Origin of the sequence: Vibrio coralliirubri (genome assembly GCF_024347375.1) — a bacterium.
Lineage (GTDB): Bacteria > Pseudomonadota > Gammaproteobacteria > Enterobacterales > Vibrionaceae > Vibrio > Vibrio coralliirubri.
The window spans coordinates 973,116-993,738 of sequence record NZ_AP025471.1; the positions used below are offsets into that span (position 1 = coordinate 973,116).

Genomic DNA, 20,623 nt, shown 5'->3' on the forward strand with positions numbered 1-20,623 from the left:
ATGGAAAACTCAAGTAAATAGGGTTAGATTTAGTAAACAAAACGTTGCAAATGATATGCACGTCTAATAATGCAACTATATACAAGGATTGTATGCTCATGACCTCCAGTCACTACCAAGTCCCGGTAATTCAAACGAACTACGCCAAGATTCTGGTTCAGGTGTTTTCTGACTATGGTCTCGATTTACACCTTTTACTCAAAGATTCAGGTTTACCGCCCGATCTCATTGAATCAGAAAGCGATTTTGTGCCATCGGAATCAATTAAACGTCTGATTTATCTGACATCCGCCCAACTTGGTGTTTCTCGGTTCACCGATATTCTCGGACTCGCATTTCGACGTCGAATCATCCCAAATGTCTTGCATCAATTTACCGAATTCGAAACCATTGGTGATGCACTAAAACAGATCAATTCAATCTTTGCCTATGATTCACCAGGCAGTAGAGTCGAGTTTATTCAAGAACACGGTCAGAACTGGTTTTGCCGTACATCCCCTGAAGATAATTCCCCTATGTTTCAATGGGGTGAAGCTTTCGCTGTTATTTATATCATTGAATTAATAACCATTTTATCTCAGTCGCCATGGTTACCCACTAAAGTTCGCTTGCAAGGTAATGACATCGATGTCGTCAAAACACTGGTATCAAGTAACTGCCAACTGTTTGTTGATCATTCGTCGACTGCTGTGCTGATTCCTGAAGAGATCTTACAACTCCCAATCCGTCTTACTTCTAAAGAACTCAGTGCAAAACCGACGCTTATTGAGTGGCATACCAGCTTTACCGATAGTATTTATGAGCTTCTAAAACCGTACATGAAAGAACAAGACCTCTCTCTTGAAGAGGCGGCAGAGCTACTCAACTTTTCAGTGCGAACGTTCCAACGCAAACTCAAGAACGAAAACACCACTTATCGAAAGATCAAAGAGAACCTGATGTTTTCTGTGGCTTGCGAACTGATGGAAGAAGGCCACACGCTGACCTACATTTCTAGCCAGCTCGGTTACACCAACATCTCGCATTTTTCTCGTGCGTTTAAGCGTGTGTCTGGCCTTACGCCGAATATTTACCAACGCTCAATCTCGGCTTAGATACCACTCTCACCGATTAGCTAAGTGCGACCAACTCTTAGCCAAGGGCAATAGGTGTCGCGCAGCCTGAACTAGAGCTACACACTCTATTTCGCCCGTTACCTTTAGCGCGGTACAGTGCCTTGTCTGCACTGCGATAGGTCGCTTCGGCTTGCGCCTGTATTTCAGACACACCACTGCTCACGGTCAGGTTCAATGTTGTTCCTTTGGTAATCACTTCTTTCAATCGATACATCGCCTCAAACGCTTCTGCCAAATTGGTTTCAGGCATCAAGATTGCGAACTCTTCTCCGCCTACTCGCGCGACGATGTCAGTGTCTCGGCTGTTGTTTCTCAACAGTTCAGCGACCTCTTTCAGCGCTGAATCACCTTGGTCATGACCGTGATTATCATTGATAGCCTTGAAGTGATCTAAATCGATCAACGCCAGACAAGAATGCGTGTAACCATAACGCTCCGCCAGGTTTGAATAATGTTTTAAGTCGTTATCAAAGCGGCGTCGATTCCAGCACCCTGTCAGTGAATCCGTTTCCACCAGCATTCTTAATCGACGCTCCAATATCTTGCGTCGGCTAATATCTGTAAAGGTCACCACGTACTTGTTATTGTGCGGCAGAATTTCAGTTAGCTTTTCCACCACAACGTTTACGGTAAACTGCTCGCCAAGTCGACTGACGCCACTCAACTCACCTTTCCATCTCTGGTTTTCCTTTAGTGAGCGAGTAATGGTCGCAATGAGACTGCTGTTATTCATAAAACAGAGATCAGAAATCGGACGAGATTCGACTTGCTCAAAGGCATAACCTGAAACCCGAGAGAACTGTTGATTGACTTGTATGACCCTCAATTGACTATCGAGGACGATAAAACCTGCGACACCATCAATGATCGCTTCCGACAAGTTATTCTTGCTTTGAGCCATTTCATGTCGATAAAGGCGTGCGGTAATCAGAGTGCTAAGTAAAAACAAGGCGCACACCGAAAAAACCATGGCTGGCGTAGAAGCAATACTCAGCAACCACAAGCTAAATGCCATATTGAGGACAAGTGCAGACACCACGTATAGCGGCATTTTTCGGTCATAACTTAACTTGTTCATAGTTTGCTCTGGTGATGGGCGAATGACTATGATGGCTAAGTTTTGATTAAGATATTTACCATTTTACGACACATACAAATTCAAATTATATGAGTACTTTTAAGATCAACAACTTATGCTAATTATTGAGTAAGAAGAGCAAACTACCACCACTGAGTGAACTGCCATAATTGAAGTTAATGCCGATGCCAAAGTTATCAAAAAAGTAAGAGTCATAAGGGACATCGAACACCAACCCAGCGCCAAATTCATAGTAATAGTGTGTATCTAAAGGATCCGTTAAATCCCCCGCTATATCGATTCTTCTAAAGTTATAGTGGACCTGAGGGTTGTTTAACGACCAAGCATCGAGCGCGACATTTTGCCTAAACTCTAGTTCATTAATAAATCGCATCCCTTCAGGGTTACCGATATCACCATCGTTCGCTTCACCCCATCCAGTCCCATAGAAATAACGCACTCGAGAAGAGACATTCCAGCTTCCCCACTCTTGCTTCTTTAAATACTTGAGTTTGACCGATGGCTCACCTATCAATGCCCACGCTGAGGTATTTAACGCGTAGCCGTCTAGCTGAGACTGAAATGCTTGAGAGTAGCTGTTGTTGTATTCGTATTTATTGCGGTAATAGAGCAAGTGAGTGCCTAAGCCATACGCGATAGACCAGTGCTGGTTGAGATGATTTTGAACCCCGAAAAAGCCATACAGGCCTAATACTGAGTCTTTATTCGGATTCACACGACGGTCAGAGGTCACTTCCGGTGAGATTTCAATATCCTGTTCAGAAAGCGCATAAGACCCTCGCACAGACAAAATAAGGTCAAGATCAGGATCATCGGTGTTAATCACCGAAGAATAAGGAATGGAGCCCACACTCACTTGGCTTCGAGTATCGATGGTTTTATCGGAGCCAAAACCATTGTCGTTCAAATTGATAAATGAATTAGGGTCAAAATCAACAAAGCCAATAGAAACCGCATCACTGTCAGTCAACGCAATAGAAGCGGAGAAGATCTTCTCTAAACGATTTTGAATCGCTTCATTTGAGGCATAGGCTGAGGATGAAAAAAGGCCAGTTAAGATCAGAGCAAAAGAAGAGGAATACAGCGATTGGGGTGAAAGCATTAAGTTGACTCCATTCAAACTTATGCTTCAAGTGTAATTGGTAACTTAACTATTTCAATCAGAGAGTTAACGGTGTGGTTGATACTGCTCTCAGTTCCAACTGCAAGAGCGTTGCCAAATCGATGGATCCCCAAAGCTCTTCTACGTCTTGGATTCTAAAATGAATAATCATATGTGCCTCTGTCTAAATTGGAGTCTTATATTGGATCATTCTTAAAACCCTTACTTACCATAATGCGCCAAGCCGACTTTAAGACCTGTTTCGCATATAAAACAATAAGCGTTTGAAAATTATAAGATTAACTCCTAAGTTTTTTATAACCCTTTACTCAGGAAGAAGTAGATGAGCAATATAGAAAAAGTATATGGATTTAATACGCCCCAACGACTCTTTGTCGGATACACGCTTGCGGTACTCGTCGATTTAACGGTTCTTAATTTTTTTGATGAATACTGGGACTTCGTCAATATCGAGTCATTCACCATCTCATTTGCAGCTGCGATTTTGCTTCAGCTCCTACTCAAATTGTCTATCGGCTTAGAACATAAGCTGGCGGATTACTTCAAATCTAAACCGGGGACTGCGCCTAAGATTTATCGCGGTTTATCCAGTTACGTGATTTTGGTGGGCTCTAAGTTTGTGATGTTGGAAGCCATTAATATCTTGTTTGGTGACAAGGTAGACTTCACAGGCCCTTGGAATGGTGTGGTGGCGTTCTTCGCTGTGGTATTCACTATTTTGGTCGCAGAGATTATTGTTTCAAAGATCTACTTCGCACTCGATGACACGCCCAAAGCCGAAAAAGCATAGCCGATTTTCTTTCACATCTAAGACAAAAAAGTGAGCCTATCAAGGCTCACTTTTTACATCTATCCTTTACGTTTCAGCGATTAACAAGCAGAGAAGTTAGATAAAGACTCTCGCTCTAATACCGAATACCCAAGCGCTGCTTTCATTGGAGAATGCAGGATCCTTTATGTACTGGATGTCAGGCGTTACTTGGAAATGGTCACCAAACTGCATGTTGTAGTAGATCTCCGCAGTCCACTGCTCGTCTGAATTTGCGACTGGTTGCAGAATTTCTTCATTCAATTCCGACCAATTGACAGCTACACCAAGATTGTTTGTTGGCTTACCTAATCCGAAATAACCGAAACCAACACTCAGCGACTTATCATATAGTGCGACTTGCCCTTCAGAGATACCACCACGTACAAACGGCATCACTTGATCAGTCATGAACTGACTCCATGAGAAGTTCACACCTTTACCACCGTCAGTATTATTTTGGTCTGGGTAAGCGAGGTTATGGCGCGTATCGTCACCAAAATCCCAGAAAGTCACATGGAAGTTATCGGTGTAGATCTGCTCTTGCGAAGCCGTCCAACCTAATTCCAGTGTGGTGAAGTAAGACGCATCGCTACCAAAGGCAGTATCAAAGCCATCAAAAATGTCATCTGATTTCCCCTTTGCGTCCGCGATACCACCGACGACATAAAAATTTTCGCCCAACATATGACCAGCAGAAAGGGCCAATACACCATCATCAGGTAAGCCCATCGCACCAGAGCCTGTCGAGAATACCAAGTTGGTAAAACCAGACCACGGGCTTGCTAGAGCGTAAACATCCGCATAGTTCGTTACATCCTGCCAACCGACAACAATTGTGCCTTTGCCATCATTGATTTTTTGCTTCCAATTTAAGTCCGTAACACGAAACCCTTGGTCACTGAAAGCCGGTGCTATCAAACCTACATATCCAATTTGGTCTGAACCTATAAAACCAAACTCTTTTGGCGAAGTATCACCATAGGCATGCCTATGTTCCACCTTCCAAACTAAGCTCCCTGAGTTCTGTGTGTCCTTTCCTAATAGATGCCATGAACCGTATAATCGAGCCACACCCGACGATGCATCAACGCTATCGCCGCCAACCCCATCCCCTGAGGTCAGCCCCAAAGCAAAGTAATCTGCACCAAATGTAAAACCATCTTCAGCTAATGACTCCCTCCAAGATTTCTTTTGTGCTTTCTGCTCTGCAATTGTATTTTCAACAGAATCTGGGCCTTCAAAGTTAGCACCGTAAACAACGCCGCTCATTGGGCTAGCCGCCATCACAATTGCCATACTTATTTTAGAAAATCTTGAGTTCATCATGTCACCAGTGCTTTTTAAGTTAGATTTATTTTAGTTATTACTCACATCGAAAATTGTCATTTGATGACAACCATTAATTTTCTTTTTCATAATAGTCTTCGATCATCGAAGCCTTCATTTCATAACCCATGGTGAGGTTACTTTTACCATCGACTAGGAAGACCTCTTCAGTCACTTTGTTCGAGCTAAAATCACCTTCTACCCACACTGGATACTGAACGTTCTGTACCTGAAAGCCTTCAGGGAAAGACACGCGCACAATCTGGTTTGCAGGTGGTGGTGGCATATGGATACACGCACCCGCCACGGGCACTAACAGAAACTCTGTTGCTGTCATTCCTTCTGAAAATTCCAGTGGAACAATGAAACCGGGAACTCGCACTTTCTTGCCATCAAACTCTGTCGTGATGGTTTCGGCGTTTGCTTTCATGGTTTGCATGTATTCGTCACGCAGCGCGATCATTTCGTCTGCGTCTACACCCTGCTCTTTTAGCGTTTGTTTGAATAATAAAACCTGTTGTTGAACTTGCTCTTCCTCTGATGCACTCATTGCTATCACACCTTGTAATAGACGCATTTGTTGATCGGTGAGATCCGGCATTTCGACTTTCATTTCGTGAGACTCTGAGTTCAGATCTTGCCACTCAAGATTCATCGCTGTTTCAGCAAAAGTAGGAAAAGCAACGGCCGTCAGTGATACCACCGACAGGATAAGAGAAAGCATTTTTTGCATATAGAACACCTTGAAGAGGGGTGACCTACCCAAATAGGTCACCCATTAAAGCTTAATTTTTTAACTGAGTTGTCGAACTGAGTTACAGCGTGTTTTTGTAGACTTTGCCATCTTTCATGATGACTTTAATGGTGTCGATTTCAGGGCTGCGCGGCTCTGCATCGAACCATTTTTCGTTTGCCCCAATCACTGACAAGTCTTCAAGTGGGTTGCCTTCAACAATAATGATATCGGCATATGCGCCCGCTTCAATCACGCCTAACTTACCCTCTGGGTATGGGTCCATCACGCCAGATAACTTAACGATCTCACCGTTTACCGATGTCATGCCTTTCAAAGTGAAGAAGTTGCCTAACTCTTTACCTGCAAGGAAGATCGTGTGGTCGGTTTGTTTGATACAAGAAACCACGTCACCGACACAGTCTGTGTGGAAACCCCATTTCGGTTGGTACTTGTTTACATTCGAGATGTAGTCTTTGAATGCTTTGGTTGCCGACTCCGCTTTACGCTTAGAGGCTGGGTTCGAGTTGATCGCTTCAATCTGTGTCAGGTAAGGTGAAAACGCGGTCATGTTGGTTGTGATGTAGGCGTCTTTGTCTTCCATCTTGTCGGCGATATCGCCATCGAACATGAAACCGTGTTCGATCGTTTTAACACCCGCATCCAAGTTACGCATGATCGCTTTTTTACTGTAAGCGTGAGACATCACGTAGGAGCCATACGCATCAGCAATTTCAACCGCGGCTTCAATTTCTTCCGCAGACATCGCATTCAGTTGCCAAGGGTCAAATGATGATGCAACACCACCCGATGACATGATCTTAATTTGCGTATTGCCTTGCTTGAAGTTTTGGCGAGCAGCCGCTTTGATTTCGGTAATACCGTCGGCATTAAAGCTGACGCTATTTCGAGCCATACTGGTCGATGAACCAAAGAAGTGTTGGTTAGCCGTAGTTAGGTTACTGAAATCGGCGTGTGAACCAGTCGGGCCTATAAACGCGCCAGATGTGTAAAGTCGTGGCCCCGGCAACATGCCAGAATCGATCGTCTTACGTAAACCAGTATTCAAGCCACCAGCATCACGCCACGTGGTGAAACCCGATTGAAACGCGGCGTTCGCGTTCACTGTCGCTCGCGCGGCTAACTCTTCGATCGTTCGGTTGTTCTCGTGGTCGCTTAGGTTACCGCCGTTCAGCAGTAAGTGTCCGTGGCCTTCGATTAATCCCGGCATTAGCGTTTTGCCTTCGCCGTCGATCACTACAGCATCACCAGCCTCTATCGGGCTCGCAGAGATTTGTTTGATAAGATTGTCTTCGACTAATACATGATGGTCTTCGTACAATTTGTTTTCAGTACCATTGAACACATCGACGTTAGTAAATAGCGTTGATGCTGCATTTGCAGAAAGAGCAAATGAACACGAAAGAGCAACAACAGAGAGCTTTAAGCCTGCATTTTTCATTTTTACACCTTGATTCCGTTTGTTAGTGGCGTCCACTTCCCATAACGATTCCGTAACTACTAATGAGTGTCATGAGGTTTCAAAGGTGTTTTTATTGGTCGCAACACGCGCTAAAAAATAAAAACAACTCATCCACATTCAATAACTTAGTAGTGATATTGCCAGTATTCAAGGTTGATAAATGGCCATTTGGTGACAATAAATAATTCTGCGTTCAGGCTCCGGTTTTTACTTACTGTTTTTAGCTGTGCTCTTTTCGGTACTCTCTTGGCGTCATGTTCATCTGTCGTTTGAACGCTCGGGTAAAGTGGGAAGAATCGGAATACCCCATCTTCGCACCCACTTGCGTGATCGATAGATCGGACTGCTCTAGCAATTCCAAGACCTGCTCAAGAACCATCTCTTCAATCAAGGTTTTGTAGACCACGCCTTCACTTTCCAACCGACGCTGGATCGTCCTAACATGAATATTCAGAATCTCAGATGCCAAGCTAATTGGCAGTTTCCCCATCGTGAGATAAGGTTTTATAACAAGCTTAAAAGCGCTCAGAAATGAGCTAGGTAAAGGCTTAGTGAGATCTAATACTTGAGCAATTTTGGGTAAAACAATCGGCGCAAGCATGATTTCTTCTGGAATTTCAAAGGCAGTAACGGGTCTCTGTGTATAAAACTGAGCAGTGCCCATTTGTGGAAGAGATTGAAAACATTCGAGATCGCCGCTCTGAATGCCAACCTCAGACGGCTTCCAACGACCTTGCGTTAATACTGAAAGTAGCTCGTTGATGAAAATGACAGAGAACAGTTCAGCGAACTTAAACCAAGGCGCGTTAGTAAACGGCTTCTCACGAACAAACCACCACTTACCTCCGGATTGCTTGGTATAGACATTCGCCCCATTGGATATGAGCTTCAACTGCTCACCAAATTGGTCTAGTGCACTTTTCAATGAATCCTGTTGGCTTAGCTTAGCCACAAACCTTGGTACATAGGTTTGCTTGCAAAAGCTCCACATAAACAACGAAAACTCTTCTCTCGACGCCGACTCCCCCATAATCTTGACCACATTTTTTATGGTGGTCTCTGGGAGGTAATCGTAATGGTCATTGCTGGTGAGAATGTCATTGGGGATTTTGGCACTGCGTAACAAGGTGTAGATTTCACCATCGATATGTTTGAACAGTTCCGCAAACAGCTCGACTTCCTTCTTATCTACCACTGTCATTATCTGAGAGGTATCTGGCATCCTTTCCTCTTAATCTGTTCTTTCAAGAACTCAAATTATCACCTTATTTAAGATAGCAGAACAAACGATGGGTTACCTAGGCCGACTAACCGAATATCTCCGTTAAAATAACGAATAAACAAACGGTTAGTGGCTAAGATCGCGTTTACTGACTTGGTAGATTACTGAACGGCTAGATCCCCTCTGCGTACCCAGAATGCTCGAACATGGTCATAAATCAGATTAAACACAAACGCGTAAATGGTAATAAAAATGGTCACGCCGATGTCCATCAAAAATGCCTGCCATAACCCCACGTTAAGTAAGTATGCCATCACCGGGATTGTCGCTATCAACAAGCCAGCCTCAAATAGCACGACATGAAAAACACGTAACTTGAGCGAACGCTTTGATTTTTCACCCGTGAAATAACGATCAAAAATACGGTTAAAACAGTAGTTCCAAATCATCGCGATAGTCGCAACAACTATCATGGTTCCTGATAAGGCATTCACATCGTGATCAGTAAATATCGCTAAACCTATAATTGACAGTGTGACGGCCAATACTTCAAACAACACCGAGTGGAAAACTCTCTCTAACGTACTCATACATTCCTATCGCTATTTATAACATGGTGGGTTAGCCGAAATTATGTCACCGAAAACAATAAGAGAAAGTTAACAGCCATCACGATTAGTGATAGCTTAAGTATAAGTACCCCATTTTGTATTTAGCGAGAGATAACATGTACAGTTTTGAGCAACTAAAAGTCTTCGTCACGGTGTGTGAAAGTGGCTCTTTCTCTGCTGCCGCTCGCAAACTGAAACGCGCTCAGTCTGGGGTCAGCCAGTCGATCGCCAACCTCGAAATTGCCATTGACCAAGAGCTGTTTAACCGAGAGAAAAACATCCCCGTTTTAACCAGCAAAGGTAAAGCGTTATTGCCTGTGGCTAAGTCGATCCTTGACCAGCAAAAGTACTTCGACCAAAAAGTAGAATCGCTGACCCAAGAAGATGAGCACGAACTGATCATTGCGGTTGATGAAAGCATCATAGACAAGAACTTCATTAAGATAATCAGCTCACTCGCCGATCAATTTCCAATCACACACTTCGATATCATTACCACCTCAACCTTTGATGTTGAAGACCTAGTAAGACGTGGAAAAGCACAGATTGGTATTATCTACGCGGACGGCGAACTTAAAGTGGATATGGACTTCTTCTTGCTGGGCCAAGCGCGTTTCCTAACCGTTAGCTCTGCCACTCATGAACTCAGCCAAATGTCGGTCGTACAAGACTCAGACCTAAAGCGCTATCGCCAATGTGTGCATCGCAGCTCAAAGCAACGCGAACTGTGGTTCACCTACGGTATTAGCTCGATGCTTTGGTACGCCAACAACCACAAGACCATTGTTGATCTCGTTGAACAGAACGTGGGTTGGGCTAATGTGCCCGAGATGATGGTGATGGAAGGTATTCAAAAAGGCGATCTTGTGGCGTTGCCTGTTTCGCACGAGCATGGTGGTTGGATTACTCCAGTGGGATGTTTGGTGTCTCGCAGCCACATCAACGGCCCAGTTCTCACCAGCCTTATTGAGCAGCTTAAGGGGCACTCACTGCAATACAATCAATGGCAGGCTAACTAGCCTCCTGTATTTTTGAAAGCACCTCTGTTTTTGAAAACGCCTCTATTTTCAAAACATCGTCAATTCATAGATTCAATATCGGCGTGGAAGTCACCACCGCTACCTCATTTCTGCTTATCTTGCCGATAAATATCTTTGTCGTGTGGATAAAACACCCTAGTTGATGTCCCAAAGTGACATAACTACTATGCGATCCCAACGGGTTTGTCTTTTCAAACGAATATAGATAGGCCCAAATCGCTCTTTAACACCACTGACCCAACTTCAAATCTCCCAGATAAGCGCTCAGCCTTGCTGTTGCTTATGTCGGCTTCAAATAGATCACTTTTTGAATATTAATTCGCACCCAGTTTATGAGCGCTCTTTGAGTGCTTTTTTATATCTAAATGAACCTTTTGGAAAATTTGTCGTGAACGTTTTAAGAAATATTTGCCCTGAGAAAATGGGTAAAGAGCGTAACAAACGAGAGTATGATTTACGCGTACTTAATTGTGTCAGTGAAAGCGAATATGAATCGCGTATGGCGGTTTGGAATAGCCTAGCGTTAACTGCTACTCCGTCTGCTTCGGAAACAAAGGGCTTCATCGATGAGTCTTTCAACAAGCTTCAACAAGACCTGAAAGAAGCTAGCCGTGAGTTGTCGATTAACTACACGGACTTCATCGCAATGGCGCATGAAGAGATCAACTACATTAAGGTGTTTGTTGCTGATAAAACTGCACAATACGGTTGGTACGCTGCGATCGTTCTTATGGTCATCGGCACGGTTGCGCTTTGCATTCAGTAGACCAAGCGATGTGTTAGATAGAGCACTTTAAATACTCCATCGGTAAACACATGTAGCACAACTCCGGGCTTGTGCTTTCACTAGAAAACAGATGACCAACCTCATTTGTTTTCTAGTATCTACTCCCCTTTTCACTCTCCCATCAGAGATAGCAGATCCTGCGTCGCTTGTTTTGGGCTTTCAGCGTGACATATCGCTGATACCAAGGCCAATCCATGAATACCTGTCTTAACCAACTGCGGAATGTTCGACTCGTTGATTCCACCGATACCCACAATCGGCAACTTCGTTGTTTCCAAAGCCATTTGAATGCCTTCATAACCCCAATGTTTCTTTAGATTCGTCTTAGTCGGTGTGGCAAACAACGCGCTGAGGCCAATGTAATCGATCGGCAAACTATCGGCTTCTTGTAACTGCTGTTCAGTTTCAATTGATAACCCAAGAATCTTATCCGGACCAATCAACTGACGTGCTAACTCTGCAGGCATATCCGATTGCCCCAGATGCAAACCATCGGCGTCGACAGCCAATGCAACGTCCACCCGGTCATTGATAATCAACGGTACACCTGAGCCAGCTAGAATCGACTTAACCGCTTGTGCTCGTTCAATGAAGGCTCTTACGTCACCATGTTTTTCTCTTACTTGAACCATAGTAACGCCACCCGCAACCGCTTGTTCAACCACGAACTTAAGCGTTTCTAAATCTTGTTGGTCATCCGTTACTAAGTAGAGCTTATAAGGGTTCATTTCGTACCTTTGGAGTCGATGTCTAAAATTGGCGTTGCACCATTTTACCGACAAATCGCATCATGTGCATGGAAGTTAATACTAAATTAGCTCAATGACACACGCACCATCAAATACGCAACTCGTTGAAAGCATGCCGAAAAACCTGAACTTTTTAACTAAAGCGTTACTTATTACACAAAGTATTCACTTCAAGCATGCCCAGAACGCTGTTTTATGAAATACTCCGCTGTGAAGGAATCAGGTAAATATAGGGATAGTTATGCGCCACCTTTCTATAGCGCTCAAGATCAAGCTGGGTTATGCCATCTGCTTACTCTTTTTCGTCATTTCAGGCTTCGTGAGTTACAAAGGTATCCAAACCTTGTCGAACGGCTTTAGCCAATACAGTGAACTCAGCCAAAAAGCGACATTATCAAGCAACATTCAAGTGCACTTTCTTCAGATGCGTTTAGCTTCTGAACGTTACTTAGAGTCATTGGATGAACAGTACGAAACGAATTATCAATCAAGCAAACTTGCGATTGATGAACTGCTCAACAACTTAATCCAATCCACCACCAAAAACGATAGCCTAGCTAGCCTGCAACTAGTGCAAGACAGTGTGGCGGCCTTTGATGTGGCTTATGGGTCAATGAAACAGAGTGAGCTCCTCATTGACCAACTGGTCAACGTTGAGATGGTCAAACGAGAAACCAACGCACTGAAAGCAGCTCAGAGCTTGCTGTATGAGTCTTACAATAACAATGATCCAAACGCGAGCTTATACGCGGGCATGTTGATGGAGAACTTCCTCGCAGCCAAGATCACCGTACTCAGTTACTCAAACAACAACGACCTTAAAACCTATGAAGCGGGTAAAGATATCTTTGAATACGCGCTACCAGGTATTGAAGGCGACATTGAGTCTCTCAAATCATCGCCTTATCAAAGTGAGCTGATTGAAGACTTCTCGAACCAACGCGAAGCGTATGCAAAAGGCTTTGAGCAAGTTCATCAACAGATGATTGAGAACACGCAAAGAACCGCTACCCTCGCCTCTATTGGTGACAGCTTAGCGATTGCGGTCGCGGATGCCCAAAGTATTCTCGAGCAACAGAAACAAGCGCTCACGCCAGTACTGCAAGCCAGTGAAAAGCGTTCGATTCAAATCATCATATTGCTGACGAGTGTGGCTTTAGTTATTGGCATGACGAGCGCCGTGTTGGTGACTCGATCTATCACCAAAGGCATCGCGCAGGTTAAACAGATCACCAACGAGCTTTCTCAGGGCAACTTAAATGTTGAAGTGAACATTGAGAGCAAAAATGAGATTGGCGAACTGCTGACTAATATGGAGATCACCATTGAGTCTCTGCGCGATATTGTTGGCCAAGTGAACCGCTCTAGTGTGCGCATTGGTGAGATGTCGGAGTCACTCAATCAAGTGACAAATAACAGCTCGACCAACGCAACACAATTGAATAGCGAGATGATCAATATCTCTTCTGCCGTTGATCAATTGGCTTCCAGCACATCAGAAATTGCTGCAAGTGCTAACCACGCGTCTCAAGTTGCTAACCAAGCAACCGAGAATGTCGCTATGGGACTCAAAGAAGTAGATAAAACACTGCACGAAATTGGCAGTGCCGATGAAAGCATGCAAGTCAGCAGCCAGAAAGTGACTGACCTACACAAAGAGTCGATGAACATTGGTGCCATTCTCGAAGTAATCAAAGGCGTTTCTGAGCAAACTAACCTATTGGCATTGAACGCGGCCATTGAAGCCGCCCGTGCGGGTGAGCAAGGCCGTGGGTTTGCCGTGGTAGCCGATGAAGTAAGAACGCTCGCTAAGCGTACTCAAGATTCTGCGAGTCAGATTGACGAACTCATCACCTCGCTACAGCGTGGCGCTAAAGATGCGTTAGAGTCGATCAAAGAGAGTCACAGCACGGTTTCTGATGCTTCGACTCAGGCGCAACAAGCTTCTCAGAACTTGCATGTGATTAACCAACACATCCAAGATTTAAATCAGGCCAACAGCCAAATCGCAATATCCGTCGATGAGCAAGACTGCTTAACCAAGTCACTGGGTGAAAATGCGCAAGGTGCCAATACCATCGCACAAAGTAACCAAGAGTCAGTCAGCAGCATTTCAGGTGCAGCGAGCGACTTAACTGAGGTTGCTCACCACTTAGAAAGCCAAGTGAATCGTTTTAGAACCTAGCATAAGCTGCTTCATCGCAGCTGACATAGTTCTGAGTCACAAACAAAAAGCCCCCTACACATAAGTGTCGGGGGCTTTCTTTTAGTTAAAAGCTTTAAATTAAGAGCCATTAACTTCGAACTATCAGTTTTGAGCTTAGAACTAGATTAAGCCTACTGAATCTTCAGACGTTGAACCAGAGTTTCTTCGTCTAACTGATACAACTCATCGAGCAAGTTCATTTGCAAGCTACCTGGGCCACGAGAGTTCTCAGCTGCGATTTCGCCAACCACACCCAATACCGCCGCAGCAGCCAAACCACTGTCATCACCGACAGCCGCAAATGCTCCGGTCAATGCCGTTAAGGTACAGCCCATGCCTGTCACATAAGGCATCATTGGATGACCATTGTTTAACGTCACAACACTGTCTTTCGTGACAACGTAATCCGTCTCACCAGAAATAACCACATTCGCACCGTATTCAGCCACTAAGCATTGCGCAGCGCCTAATGCAGCATCACTGCTATCTAGTGCATCAACGCCTTTGCTCTGTGCTTGCTCACCCGCTAACGCGATAATCTCAGACGCGTTACCACGAATGATTATCTTATCGGCTAAACGTGCAATTTCACGAGAAGTCTCAGTACGCAGCGTACTTGCGCCACAACCCACTGGGTCAAGAACCACAACCTTGTTGTTCAAGTTCGCTTGCTCAACCGCGAAGCGCATTCTTGGCGTCCAAACACTGTCTAACGTGCCGATGTTAATCACAAGCGCGCCAGAGAAAGACATCATCTCAGACAGTTCTTGCTGTGAGTGCGCCATGATAGGTGAAGCGCCAATCGCTAATAACGCATTGGCCGTATTGTTCATCACGACGTAGTTGGTGATGTTCACAACCAGTGGTTTTTGCTCTCGTACTGCGCGCAGCGATTGAATAATTTGTTCAGTAAGCATGGGGATAAATCCTTAATCGTTAGAAGTCACTTTAAGCAGCTGGAGAATCATTAAGAGCGTTCAGCCCTTGCTGCCAAAAAGCCACTTCCATACGCGTTGCGGTTTTAAAGATATGAACGATGTTTTGACCGCGCTCGCTGTTGATATCAATTTCAGCAAGCAGCTGGTTGAAGTATTCCGCGCCCGTTGCTACGCCAGACTGGAACTCTTCACTGCCATAAAGTTGCAGCCAGCTTGCGTATGGGTTGCCTTCCAAAACAGTTTCACTGCTTTCTAAAAGTGCTTTACCAATCACAGCGTAACCAATGGAACACGGAGCCAGTGCCGCATAAAGATCGACAAGATCCCCCGTCATACCCGCATCTAGAACGTAGCGCGTGTAAGCAACTGTACCGAAATCTTCCGGTTCGTTTTCTAGGTCAGATTCGGTTAAACCCCACTGACCACAGTAAGTCACGTGGTGAGAGATTTCAGAATCTAGCAGAGCATGAACACTTGGCAATGCACGACGCATATCAGCCAGTGTTTTTGCCTTGTAAATCGCCAACGCATAAGCGCGGGCATATTGCTTCAGGAACAGAAAGTCTTGCTTCAGATAATGCAGAAAACAAGGCTGAGCGAGCGTGCCGTTTGCTAGCGTTTTAACAAAATCATGCTCTGTGTAGTCTTGCCAATCTTGTTGACAGGCTTGGATTAAGTCTTGGTATTTCATGAGATTCCTTAGTCAAAAGTCGGTACGTAGTCAGCGGCTTTTGGTAGTGATTTGATGATGCCTTTGTCGAACATGAACTGTGCGTAATCGTCGTAACGTTTCAGGTCAACAGCAGAAGGGCGAAGTGCAAAACGAGTCAGCGTATCGTTCCATGCGCGTTGGTTAAGCTCGTTGTTCAACGTATCTGGTGAATACGCAACAAACTCGCTCCATGACTCTTGTGGGTGGTTCACAATGTAAGTTGTTGCTTGTTCCAATGCTTTATTGAACGCTTTGATCGCTTCATCGTCGTGCTGCTTTGCGTTCGCAACAAAAATAAGCTCATCGTAAGCTGGCACACCGTGCTCTTCTGGGAAGAACGCTTTTGCTTTAAAGCCTTCAAGGGCTAACTGGTTAGTTTCGAAGTTACGTAGGCCACCCCAGATTGCATCTACCTTTCCCGATGCCAATGAAGATGAAAGAGCCCAACCCACATTGATGGTTTGCACGTCTGTAAACGCAACATTTTCTTGAGCTAGCATGGTGCCGATAGTCGCTTCTTCGTTACCCGCAATCGCAATACCGATCTTTTTGCCTTTCAGATCCGCTAATGAATCGTTCTTGCCGTTATCCAGTACCATTAGTGTGTTTAGTGGCGTCGCGATAAGGGTTGATGCACGAACTAAAGGAAGACCCGCTGCCACATCCATGGTTAAACTTGGTTGGTAAGTTACCGCTAAATCGACCTTACCTGCTGCAACCAATTTTGCTGGCGTGCTTGGGTCTGCTGGTTCTTGAATTTCAATGTCTAAGCCTTGGTCAGCAAAGTAGCCACGCTCTTGAGCAATCACAATTGGGCCATGGTTCGGGTTCACAAACCAATCCAACATCAGTGTCAGTTTCTTCTGTTCAGAGTCCGCTAGAGCATGACCTGAAACCAATGAAGCAAGCAGTGCCACTGCACCTATCAATTTTGTATTTTTCACGGTTAACCTTTCCTTTTGAATATTATTCTTATGTTGAGCGAAGCCATCATTGGTTTTCCCAAGGGATAGCTTTTTTGAGTAATTTATCTGTAACGAAGTAGAGCGAGATAGACAGCACCGCCAAGATGAACAAGGCAGCAAACATCTCATCAATGATCATGCGTGCGTTGGCCTGTAGCATTAAATAACCCAGCCCTTCGCTCGAACCAACCCACTCCCCGACGACCGCACCAATTGGGGCAATCACCACCGCCACACGAATGCCAGACGCTAAGGTTGGCAGTGCAGCAGGAAGTTGGATATGGCGAAGCAATTGCCATTTCGATGCACCCATCGTCTTGGCAAGATCGAGATAGCCTGTCGGTGTATTACGTAGGCCGTCGTAGCAACATGTGGTCACAGGGAAGAAGATAATGATCGCCGCCATCACCACTTTTGATGTGATGCCGTAACCAAGCCACAGCATCAATACTGGCGCGATAGCAAACACGGGGATCGCTTGGCTCGCAATTAAGATAGGCAATAGCCAACGCTTTAGCGGATCAAACATCAACATCTGCAGAGCGAAAAATAGCCCCATCGATAAACCAAGCAGCAAGCCAAGTAGGATCTCTTGCGCTGTCACCCAAGTGTGTTTGAGTAACACATCGTAACGTTCAATCAGCTTTAAAAAGACTTCTGCTGGCGCTGGCAGAATGAAGCTCGGCATCTCGAAGACAACCACAACTAGCTGCCATAAACCTAGAATCACAGCACTGCTGATAAGCAAACGAACAACAGGATTCATCTGACGAGAGCGTGTAGTGGTAGCCTGTGCGTTAGTTGAACGAGCCACAGCTTCGCTTCGCGTTAGATCATTCATAATCACGCTCCAACTGATCTAAGATCGCTTGTTGTAACTCAGCACATTCACCATCTAACACTCTTGGTGTGGCCGTGTTGGGCACAGATAAAGACTGAGCGTTCGCCGGTGTGCCTTGCAACACATACAAATTATCCGCCAAGCGCACCGCTTCTTGTGGATCATGGGTGATCAACACAACGGTTTTATCTCTCAACAACTCACACGCCAAACTTTGCAGCTTGTGTCTCGTTACCGCATCCAGCGCAGAGAAGGGTTCATCCATCAACACCACTGGCTTGTCTTGCATTAAAGTGCGAGCCAAAGCAACACGCTGACGCATACCACCAGACAATTGATCCGGCATCGCATTCGCATAATCAGCCAAACCAACCGCAGAAAGCAACTCGAGTGCTTGATTGGTTTGCACTGCTTTATCAGAAGCTGGATTTTGAAAACGATGACTCAGGCATACATTGTCGATAACTGACAGCCACGGCAATAACAAATCCTGCTGCGCCATGTAAGCGATGCGATCCGTTAAAGGCAGTTCATCAGACGTTGTCAATGTGCCCTGCCACTCCACCTTATCGTCCAGCAAGCCTGCCAGATAACGCAATACCGTGGTTTTTCCGCAACCACTTCGACCCAGCAATACCGTCCACTTACCCGCGTTTAAGCTAAGCGACAACCCAGACAAGGTCGCGTGCTCACTGTCGTTATAACGTAAGGAGGCATTGCTGAGCTGAACACCAACCGTATTAACGGACATTACCGTGTCCAGCGAAGAAGTGATTTACAGGGCCATGACCTTGACCGACTTGTAACTCATCAGCGTGAGCAATCGCGCGAGAGATGTATTGTTTGCCTAGCTCAACAGCCTCTGACAGCGTGTTGCCTTGCGCTAAGAAAGAAGCAATAGCAGAAGAAAGCGTACAACCCGTGCCGTGGGTGTTTTTGGTAGGAAAACGCTTAGCGCTAATCAAAGCAGACGTCGTCGGGAGAATCAGTAGATCGTTACTGTTTTCATCTTTCTCTAAATGACCGCCTTTGAGAAGAACGGCTTTAGCACCTAGTGCGCGTAAGTCTTCAATCATGCCCTGCATTTCAGCTTCGCTTTCAGGTACTGGCTTGCCTGTTAATGCTGCGCCTTCAGGTAAATTAGGAGTAATGATGTCTGCCAGCGGAATCAGTTCTTGCTTTAGCGTCGTGATAGCTGAGTTTTCTAGAAGAAGGTCACCACTTGTCGCGACCATTACAGGGTCAATCACAAGATGCTTAGGTTGGTACTGTTTAATTTTGTCTGCAACGACTTTGATGATTTGCGAATCGGCCAACATGCCGACTTTCACAGCCACGATATTCAGATCAGTAAAAACCGCATCTAACTGGCTAGCAACATGGTCGAGTGGAATAGGAAAAATGGCGGAAACGCCTTGCGTGTTCTGAGATGTGATCGCGGTAATTACCGAACAAGCGAAACTACCTGTCGCAGACATGGCTTTAATATCAGCTTGAATACCGGCACCGCCGCCACTGTCTGAGCCAGCGATCGTCAATACAATCGGAGTGTTCGTGCGAATCGAACCATCCACAGAATGCTGTGAAGCTGAGGCTTTTGGCGTTAAATCTTTTGAAATAGAACTGTGTGTCATTGTCGCTCCTACTATCTTACAAGACGTAGGAGAACAAACACTGATCGAAGGAGAAGTCGCAATAGATTCATGAAAGTCTTCATGAGTGCAGACGTAGATCGAGTGCTTATAGTTCCCTACGCCAGTGTTAACTGAATCAGGTTCAACGGGTCTCGATTAACGATCTCAGCAAACACCAAATAAGGTATATGCCCCCCGACTATTGATAGCGATAGTAACAGCACTCTCACAACTGAGATACTGATTTTATTCAATTATAAGAATTACGCATGAATAAATTTCAATTAGGCACTACAAAACAAATACTTATAGCGTTCCTTTAACTGGCTTCGACTGTATAAACAAGCACAGCACAATCAGAGACATACCTAGCCAGCCTGTAAAAGGAATCAGCTCACCGACAACGCAGACGGCAAGCACCGCGGCAACTACCGGTTCAAACAGAGTCAGCAGATTGGCACTGCTCGCGGTCACATGGCGTAAACCAAAACTGAAGGCGACATAGCCCAAGCATTGTGGGATTAACGTCAGATAACTGATGACTAATACATTGGTCTGCGAGGAAAACAAGTTATCACCCGTAAACCAGAGCGTTGGCAGCAACAGTATCGCGCCGAGGCCAAAAATACTGCCCATCGCCGCTTGTGACTTAATCCCTTTATCGATCAGTGCTTTTGTCGCCCAAGAATAAATGGCGTAACACAGCCCTGCGAGCAAACCTAAAGCAATACCCAACAGCTTGAGATCATCACCGGGTTCATTCGCCGATGAAGATTCTGAAAACACCAACAACCCAATACCCACCACACCAATCGCAAAGCTAGTGAGCCAACGTTTGTTGATATTATTTTTTTTGCTAATCAGACACTCTAACAGTGCCGAAAAGAAAGGTGCGGTTGCAATCGAAACCACGGTACCAATCGCCACGCCGGATAATTTCATTGAAGAATAGAAAGCTAAAGGATAGACCGCCAAAGCCAAAGCGCTCACTGCCAACAGCCTCTTGTTCTGCAAAAGTTTGTCGAAAGCGAATAGGATTTTTCGATATGCCAAGCCCGCTTGCATTAGGCCGCCGACACCCATAGAGAAAGCACCAATCGCTAAGGGGCTTAGATCAGGCGCAAAGCTTGCGGCGGTGCCTGTCGTGCCCCATAAAATAGATGCAAACAAGATGGCTAAAGTGCCCGTTTGGAATTCGTTAACGCGATTGATGGCAAGATTCATTTCT

At 45.1% G+C, this 20,623-nt stretch carries 20 protein-coding genes and 1 riboswitch; of the genes, 5 read left to right on the forward strand and 15 right to left on the reverse strand.

Annotated elements, in window-relative coordinates; all coding sequences use genetic code 11:
• Positions 1 to 98 precede the first annotated feature (98 nt).
• On the forward strand, positions 99 to 1,094 hold the full coding sequence (locus tag OCV20_RS20980) for a helix-turn-helix domain-containing protein (RefSeq protein WP_086775737.1): 996 nt from the start codon (positions 99 to 101) through the stop codon (positions 1,092 to 1,094).
• Positions 1,095 to 1,131: 37 nt separating this feature from the next.
• Here the strand turns inward: OCV20_RS20980 and OCV20_RS20985 are convergent, their stop codons facing one another.
• Together OCV20_RS20985 and OCV20_RS20990 are read right to left on the reverse strand one after the other, a co-directional pair.
• Entirely contained in the window at positions 1,132 to 2,193 is a 1,062-nt protein-coding gene (locus tag OCV20_RS20985; RefSeq protein WP_086775736.1) for a sensor domain-containing diguanylate cyclase, read from the reverse strand.
• Positions 2,194 to 2,311: 118 nt separating this feature from the next.
• Positions 2,312 to 3,316 carry a Solitary outer membrane autotransporter beta-barrel domain gene (locus OCV20_RS20990; protein ID WP_086775735.1) on the reverse strand — a complete coding sequence of 335 codons (1,005 nt, stop codon included), beginning with the start codon at positions 3,314 to 3,316 and terminating at the stop codon, positions 2,312 to 2,314.
• A 343-nt stretch (positions 3,317 to 3,659) separates the two neighbouring features.
• Between OCV20_RS20990 and OCV20_RS20995 the strand changes: the two genes are divergently transcribed.
• A complete protein-coding gene (locus OCV20_RS20995) occupies positions 3,660 to 4,127 on the forward strand; it encodes a hypothetical protein (RefSeq protein WP_004731619.1) in 468 nt (155 codons plus the stop codon).
• A gap of 96 nt (positions 4,128 to 4,223) precedes the next feature.
• Here OCV20_RS20995 and OCV20_RS21000 read toward each other — a convergent pair whose 3' ends face one another.
• From OCV20_RS21000 to OCV20_RS21020, 5 genes are all read right to left on the reverse strand, one after another.
• A complete protein-coding gene (locus OCV20_RS21000; RefSeq protein WP_261881525.1) occupies positions 4,224 to 5,444 on the reverse strand; it encodes a carbohydrate porin in 1,221 nt (406 codons plus the stop codon).
• Between the two features lie 103 nt (positions 5,445 to 5,547).
• Positions 5,548 to 6,207: a DUF3299 domain-containing protein gene (locus OCV20_RS21005; RefSeq protein WP_086775733.1), complete on the reverse strand. Its 660-nt coding sequence runs from the start codon at positions 6,205 to 6,207 to the stop codon at positions 5,548 to 5,550.
• Positions 6,208 to 6,289: 82 nt separating this feature from the next.
• A complete protein-coding gene (locus tag OCV20_RS21010) occupies positions 6,290 to 7,669 on the reverse strand; it encodes a metal-dependent hydrolase family protein (protein ID WP_050619673.1) in 1,380 nt (459 codons plus the stop codon).
• 241 nt (positions 7,670 to 7,910) lie between these two features.
• The gene (locus tag OCV20_RS21015; RefSeq protein WP_086775748.1) at positions 7,911 to 8,891 is read right to left on the reverse strand and encodes a helix-turn-helix domain-containing protein; all 981 of its coding nucleotides are present in this window, start codon (positions 8,889 to 8,891) and stop codon (positions 7,911 to 7,913) included.
• Between the two features lie 182 nt (positions 8,892 to 9,073).
• A complete protein-coding gene (locus OCV20_RS21020) occupies positions 9,074 to 9,502 on the reverse strand; it encodes a PACE efflux transporter (protein ID WP_086775732.1) in 429 nt (142 codons plus the stop codon).
• A 137-nt stretch (positions 9,503 to 9,639) separates the two neighbouring features.
• On the opposite strand from OCV20_RS21020, the gene OCV20_RS21025 reads away from it, so the two are divergent.
• Both OCV20_RS21025 and OCV20_RS21030 read left to right on the forward strand, forming a co-directional pair.
• Positions 9,640 to 10,542 carry a LysR family transcriptional regulator gene (locus tag OCV20_RS21025; protein WP_086775731.1) on the forward strand — a complete coding sequence of 301 codons (903 nt, stop codon included), beginning with the start codon at positions 9,640 to 9,642 and terminating at the stop codon, positions 10,540 to 10,542.
• Positions 10,543 to 10,984: 442 nt separating this feature from the next.
• Positions 10,985 to 11,329, forward strand: coding sequence for a hypothetical protein (locus OCV20_RS21030; protein WP_017064409.1), 345 nt, complete (start codon positions 10,985 to 10,987; stop codon positions 11,327 to 11,329).
• A gap of 131 nt (positions 11,330 to 11,460) precedes the next feature.
• On the opposite strand, the gene thiE is transcribed toward OCV20_RS21030, so the two are convergent.
• Positions 11,461 to 12,078: a thiamine phosphate synthase gene (gene thiE, locus OCV20_RS21035; protein ID WP_086775730.1), complete on the reverse strand. Its 618-nt coding sequence runs from the start codon at positions 12,076 to 12,078 to the stop codon at positions 11,461 to 11,463.
• A gap of 262 nt (positions 12,079 to 12,340) precedes the next feature.
• Here thiE and OCV20_RS21040 point away from each other — a divergent pair, with 262 nt between their 5' ends.
• Positions 12,341 to 14,284, forward strand: a complete 1,944-nt coding sequence (locus OCV20_RS21040; RefSeq protein ID WP_086775729.1) for a methyl-accepting chemotaxis protein — start codon at positions 12,341 to 12,343, stop codon at positions 14,282 to 14,284.
• Positions 14,285 to 14,436: 152 nt separating this feature from the next.
• Here OCV20_RS21040 and thiM read toward each other — a convergent pair whose 3' ends face one another.
• From thiM to OCV20_RS21075, 7 genes are all read right to left on the reverse strand, one after another.
• Positions 14,437 to 15,222: a hydroxyethylthiazole kinase gene (gene thiM, locus OCV20_RS21045; protein WP_086775728.1), complete on the reverse strand. Its 786-nt coding sequence runs from the start codon at positions 15,220 to 15,222 to the stop codon at positions 14,437 to 14,439.
• Positions 15,223 to 15,253: 31 nt separating this feature from the next.
• The gene (gene tenA / locus OCV20_RS21050; RefSeq protein WP_050648149.1) at positions 15,254 to 15,934 is read right to left on the reverse strand and encodes a thiaminase II; all 681 of its coding nucleotides are present in this window, start codon (positions 15,932 to 15,934) and stop codon (positions 15,254 to 15,256) included.
• Positions 15,935 to 15,942: 8 nt separating this feature from the next.
• Positions 15,943 to 16,899 (reverse strand): ABC transporter substrate-binding protein, encoded by a 957-nt coding sequence (locus OCV20_RS21055; protein ID WP_017068449.1) that lies wholly within the window; start codon positions 16,897 to 16,899, stop codon positions 15,943 to 15,945.
• A 46-nt stretch (positions 16,900 to 16,945) separates the two neighbouring features.
• Complete coding sequence (locus OCV20_RS21060; protein WP_086775727.1) at positions 16,946 to 17,761, reverse strand: ABC transporter permease; 816 nt, start codon at positions 17,759 to 17,761, stop codon at positions 16,946 to 16,948.
• A complete protein-coding gene (locus tag OCV20_RS21065; protein WP_086775726.1) occupies positions 17,754 to 18,512 on the reverse strand; it encodes an ABC transporter ATP-binding protein in 759 nt (252 codons plus the stop codon). The genes OCV20_RS21060 and OCV20_RS21065 overlap by 8 nt, the downstream gene beginning before the upstream one ends.
• The gene (thiD, locus tag OCV20_RS21070) at positions 18,502 to 19,395 is read right to left on the reverse strand and encodes a bifunctional hydroxymethylpyrimidine kinase/phosphomethylpyrimidine kinase (RefSeq protein ID WP_162290826.1); all 894 of its coding nucleotides are present in this window, start codon (positions 19,393 to 19,395) and stop codon (positions 18,502 to 18,504) included. Before thiD ends, OCV20_RS21065 begins: the two co-directional genes overlap by 11 nt.
• A gap of 96 nt (positions 19,396 to 19,491) precedes the next feature.
• Positions 19,492 to 19,603: riboswitch (TPP riboswitch) on the reverse strand.
• A 98-nt stretch (positions 19,604 to 19,701) separates the two neighbouring features.
• Positions 19,702 to 20,619, reverse strand: a complete 918-nt coding sequence (locus tag OCV20_RS21075) for a DMT family transporter (protein WP_086775725.1) — start codon at positions 20,617 to 20,619, stop codon at positions 19,702 to 19,704.
• Positions 20,620 to 20,623 lie beyond the last annotated feature (4 nt).

Coding starts and splice junctions, on each gene's coding strand:
- OCV20_RS21075 (WP_086775725.1), bottom strand. CDS start 20,619: ATGAATCTTGCCATCAATCGCGTTAACGAATTCCAAACGGGCACTTTA.
- OCV20_RS20995 (WP_004731619.1), top strand. CDS start 3,660: ATGAGCAATATAGAAAAAGTATATGGATTTAATACGCCCCAACGACTC.
- OCV20_RS21065 (WP_086775726.1), bottom strand. CDS start 18,512: ATGTCCGTTAATACGGTTGGTGTTCAGCTCAGCAATGCCTCCTTACGT.
- tenA (WP_050648149.1), bottom strand. CDS start 15,934: ATGAAATACCAAGACTTAATCCAAGCCTGTCAACAAGATTGGCAAGAC.
- thiM (WP_086775728.1), bottom strand. CDS start 15,222: ATGCTTACTGAACAAATTATTCAATCGCTGCGCGCAGTACGAGAGCAA.
- OCV20_RS21005 (WP_086775733.1), bottom strand. CDS start 6,207: ATGCAAAAAATGCTTTCTCTTATCCTGTCGGTGGTATCACTGACGGCC.
- OCV20_RS20980 (WP_086775737.1), top strand. CDS start 99: ATGACCTCCAGTCACTACCAAGTCCCGGTAATTCAAACGAACTACGCC.
- thiD (WP_162290826.1), bottom strand. CDS start 19,395: ATGACACACAGTTCTATTTCAAAAGATTTAACGCCAAAAGCCTCAGCT.
- OCV20_RS21010 (WP_050619673.1), bottom strand. CDS start 7,669: ATGAAAAATGCAGGCTTAAAGCTCTCTGTTGTTGCTCTTTCGTGTTCA.
- OCV20_RS20990 (WP_086775735.1), bottom strand. CDS start 3,316: ATGCTTTCACCCCAATCGCTGTATTCCTCTTCTTTTGCTCTGATCTTA.
- OCV20_RS21025 (WP_086775731.1), top strand. CDS start 9,640: ATGTACAGTTTTGAGCAACTAAAAGTCTTCGTCACGGTGTGTGAAAGT.
- OCV20_RS20985 (WP_086775736.1), bottom strand. CDS start 2,193: ATGAACAAGTTAAGTTATGACCGAAAAATGCCGCTATACGTGGTGTCT.
- OCV20_RS21000 (WP_261881525.1), bottom strand. CDS start 5,444: ATGGCAATTGTGATGGCGGCTAGCCCAATGAGCGGCGTTGTTTACGGT.
- OCV20_RS21040 (WP_086775729.1), top strand. CDS start 12,341: ATGCGCCACCTTTCTATAGCGCTCAAGATCAAGCTGGGTTATGCCATC.
- OCV20_RS21015 (WP_086775748.1), bottom strand. CDS start 8,891: ATGACAGTGGTAGATAAGAAGGAAGTCGAGCTGTTTGCGGAACTGTTC.
- OCV20_RS21020 (WP_086775732.1), bottom strand. CDS start 9,502: ATGAGTACGTTAGAGAGAGTTTTCCACTCGGTGTTGTTTGAAGTATTG.
- OCV20_RS21030 (WP_017064409.1), top strand. CDS start 10,985: ATGGGTAAAGAGCGTAACAAACGAGAGTATGATTTACGCGTACTTAAT.
- thiE (WP_086775730.1), bottom strand. CDS start 12,078: ATGAACCCTTATAAGCTCTACTTAGTAACGGATGACCAACAAGATTTA.
- OCV20_RS21060 (WP_086775727.1), bottom strand. CDS start 17,761: ATGAATGATCTAACGCGAAGCGAAGCTGTGGCTCGTTCAACTAACGCA.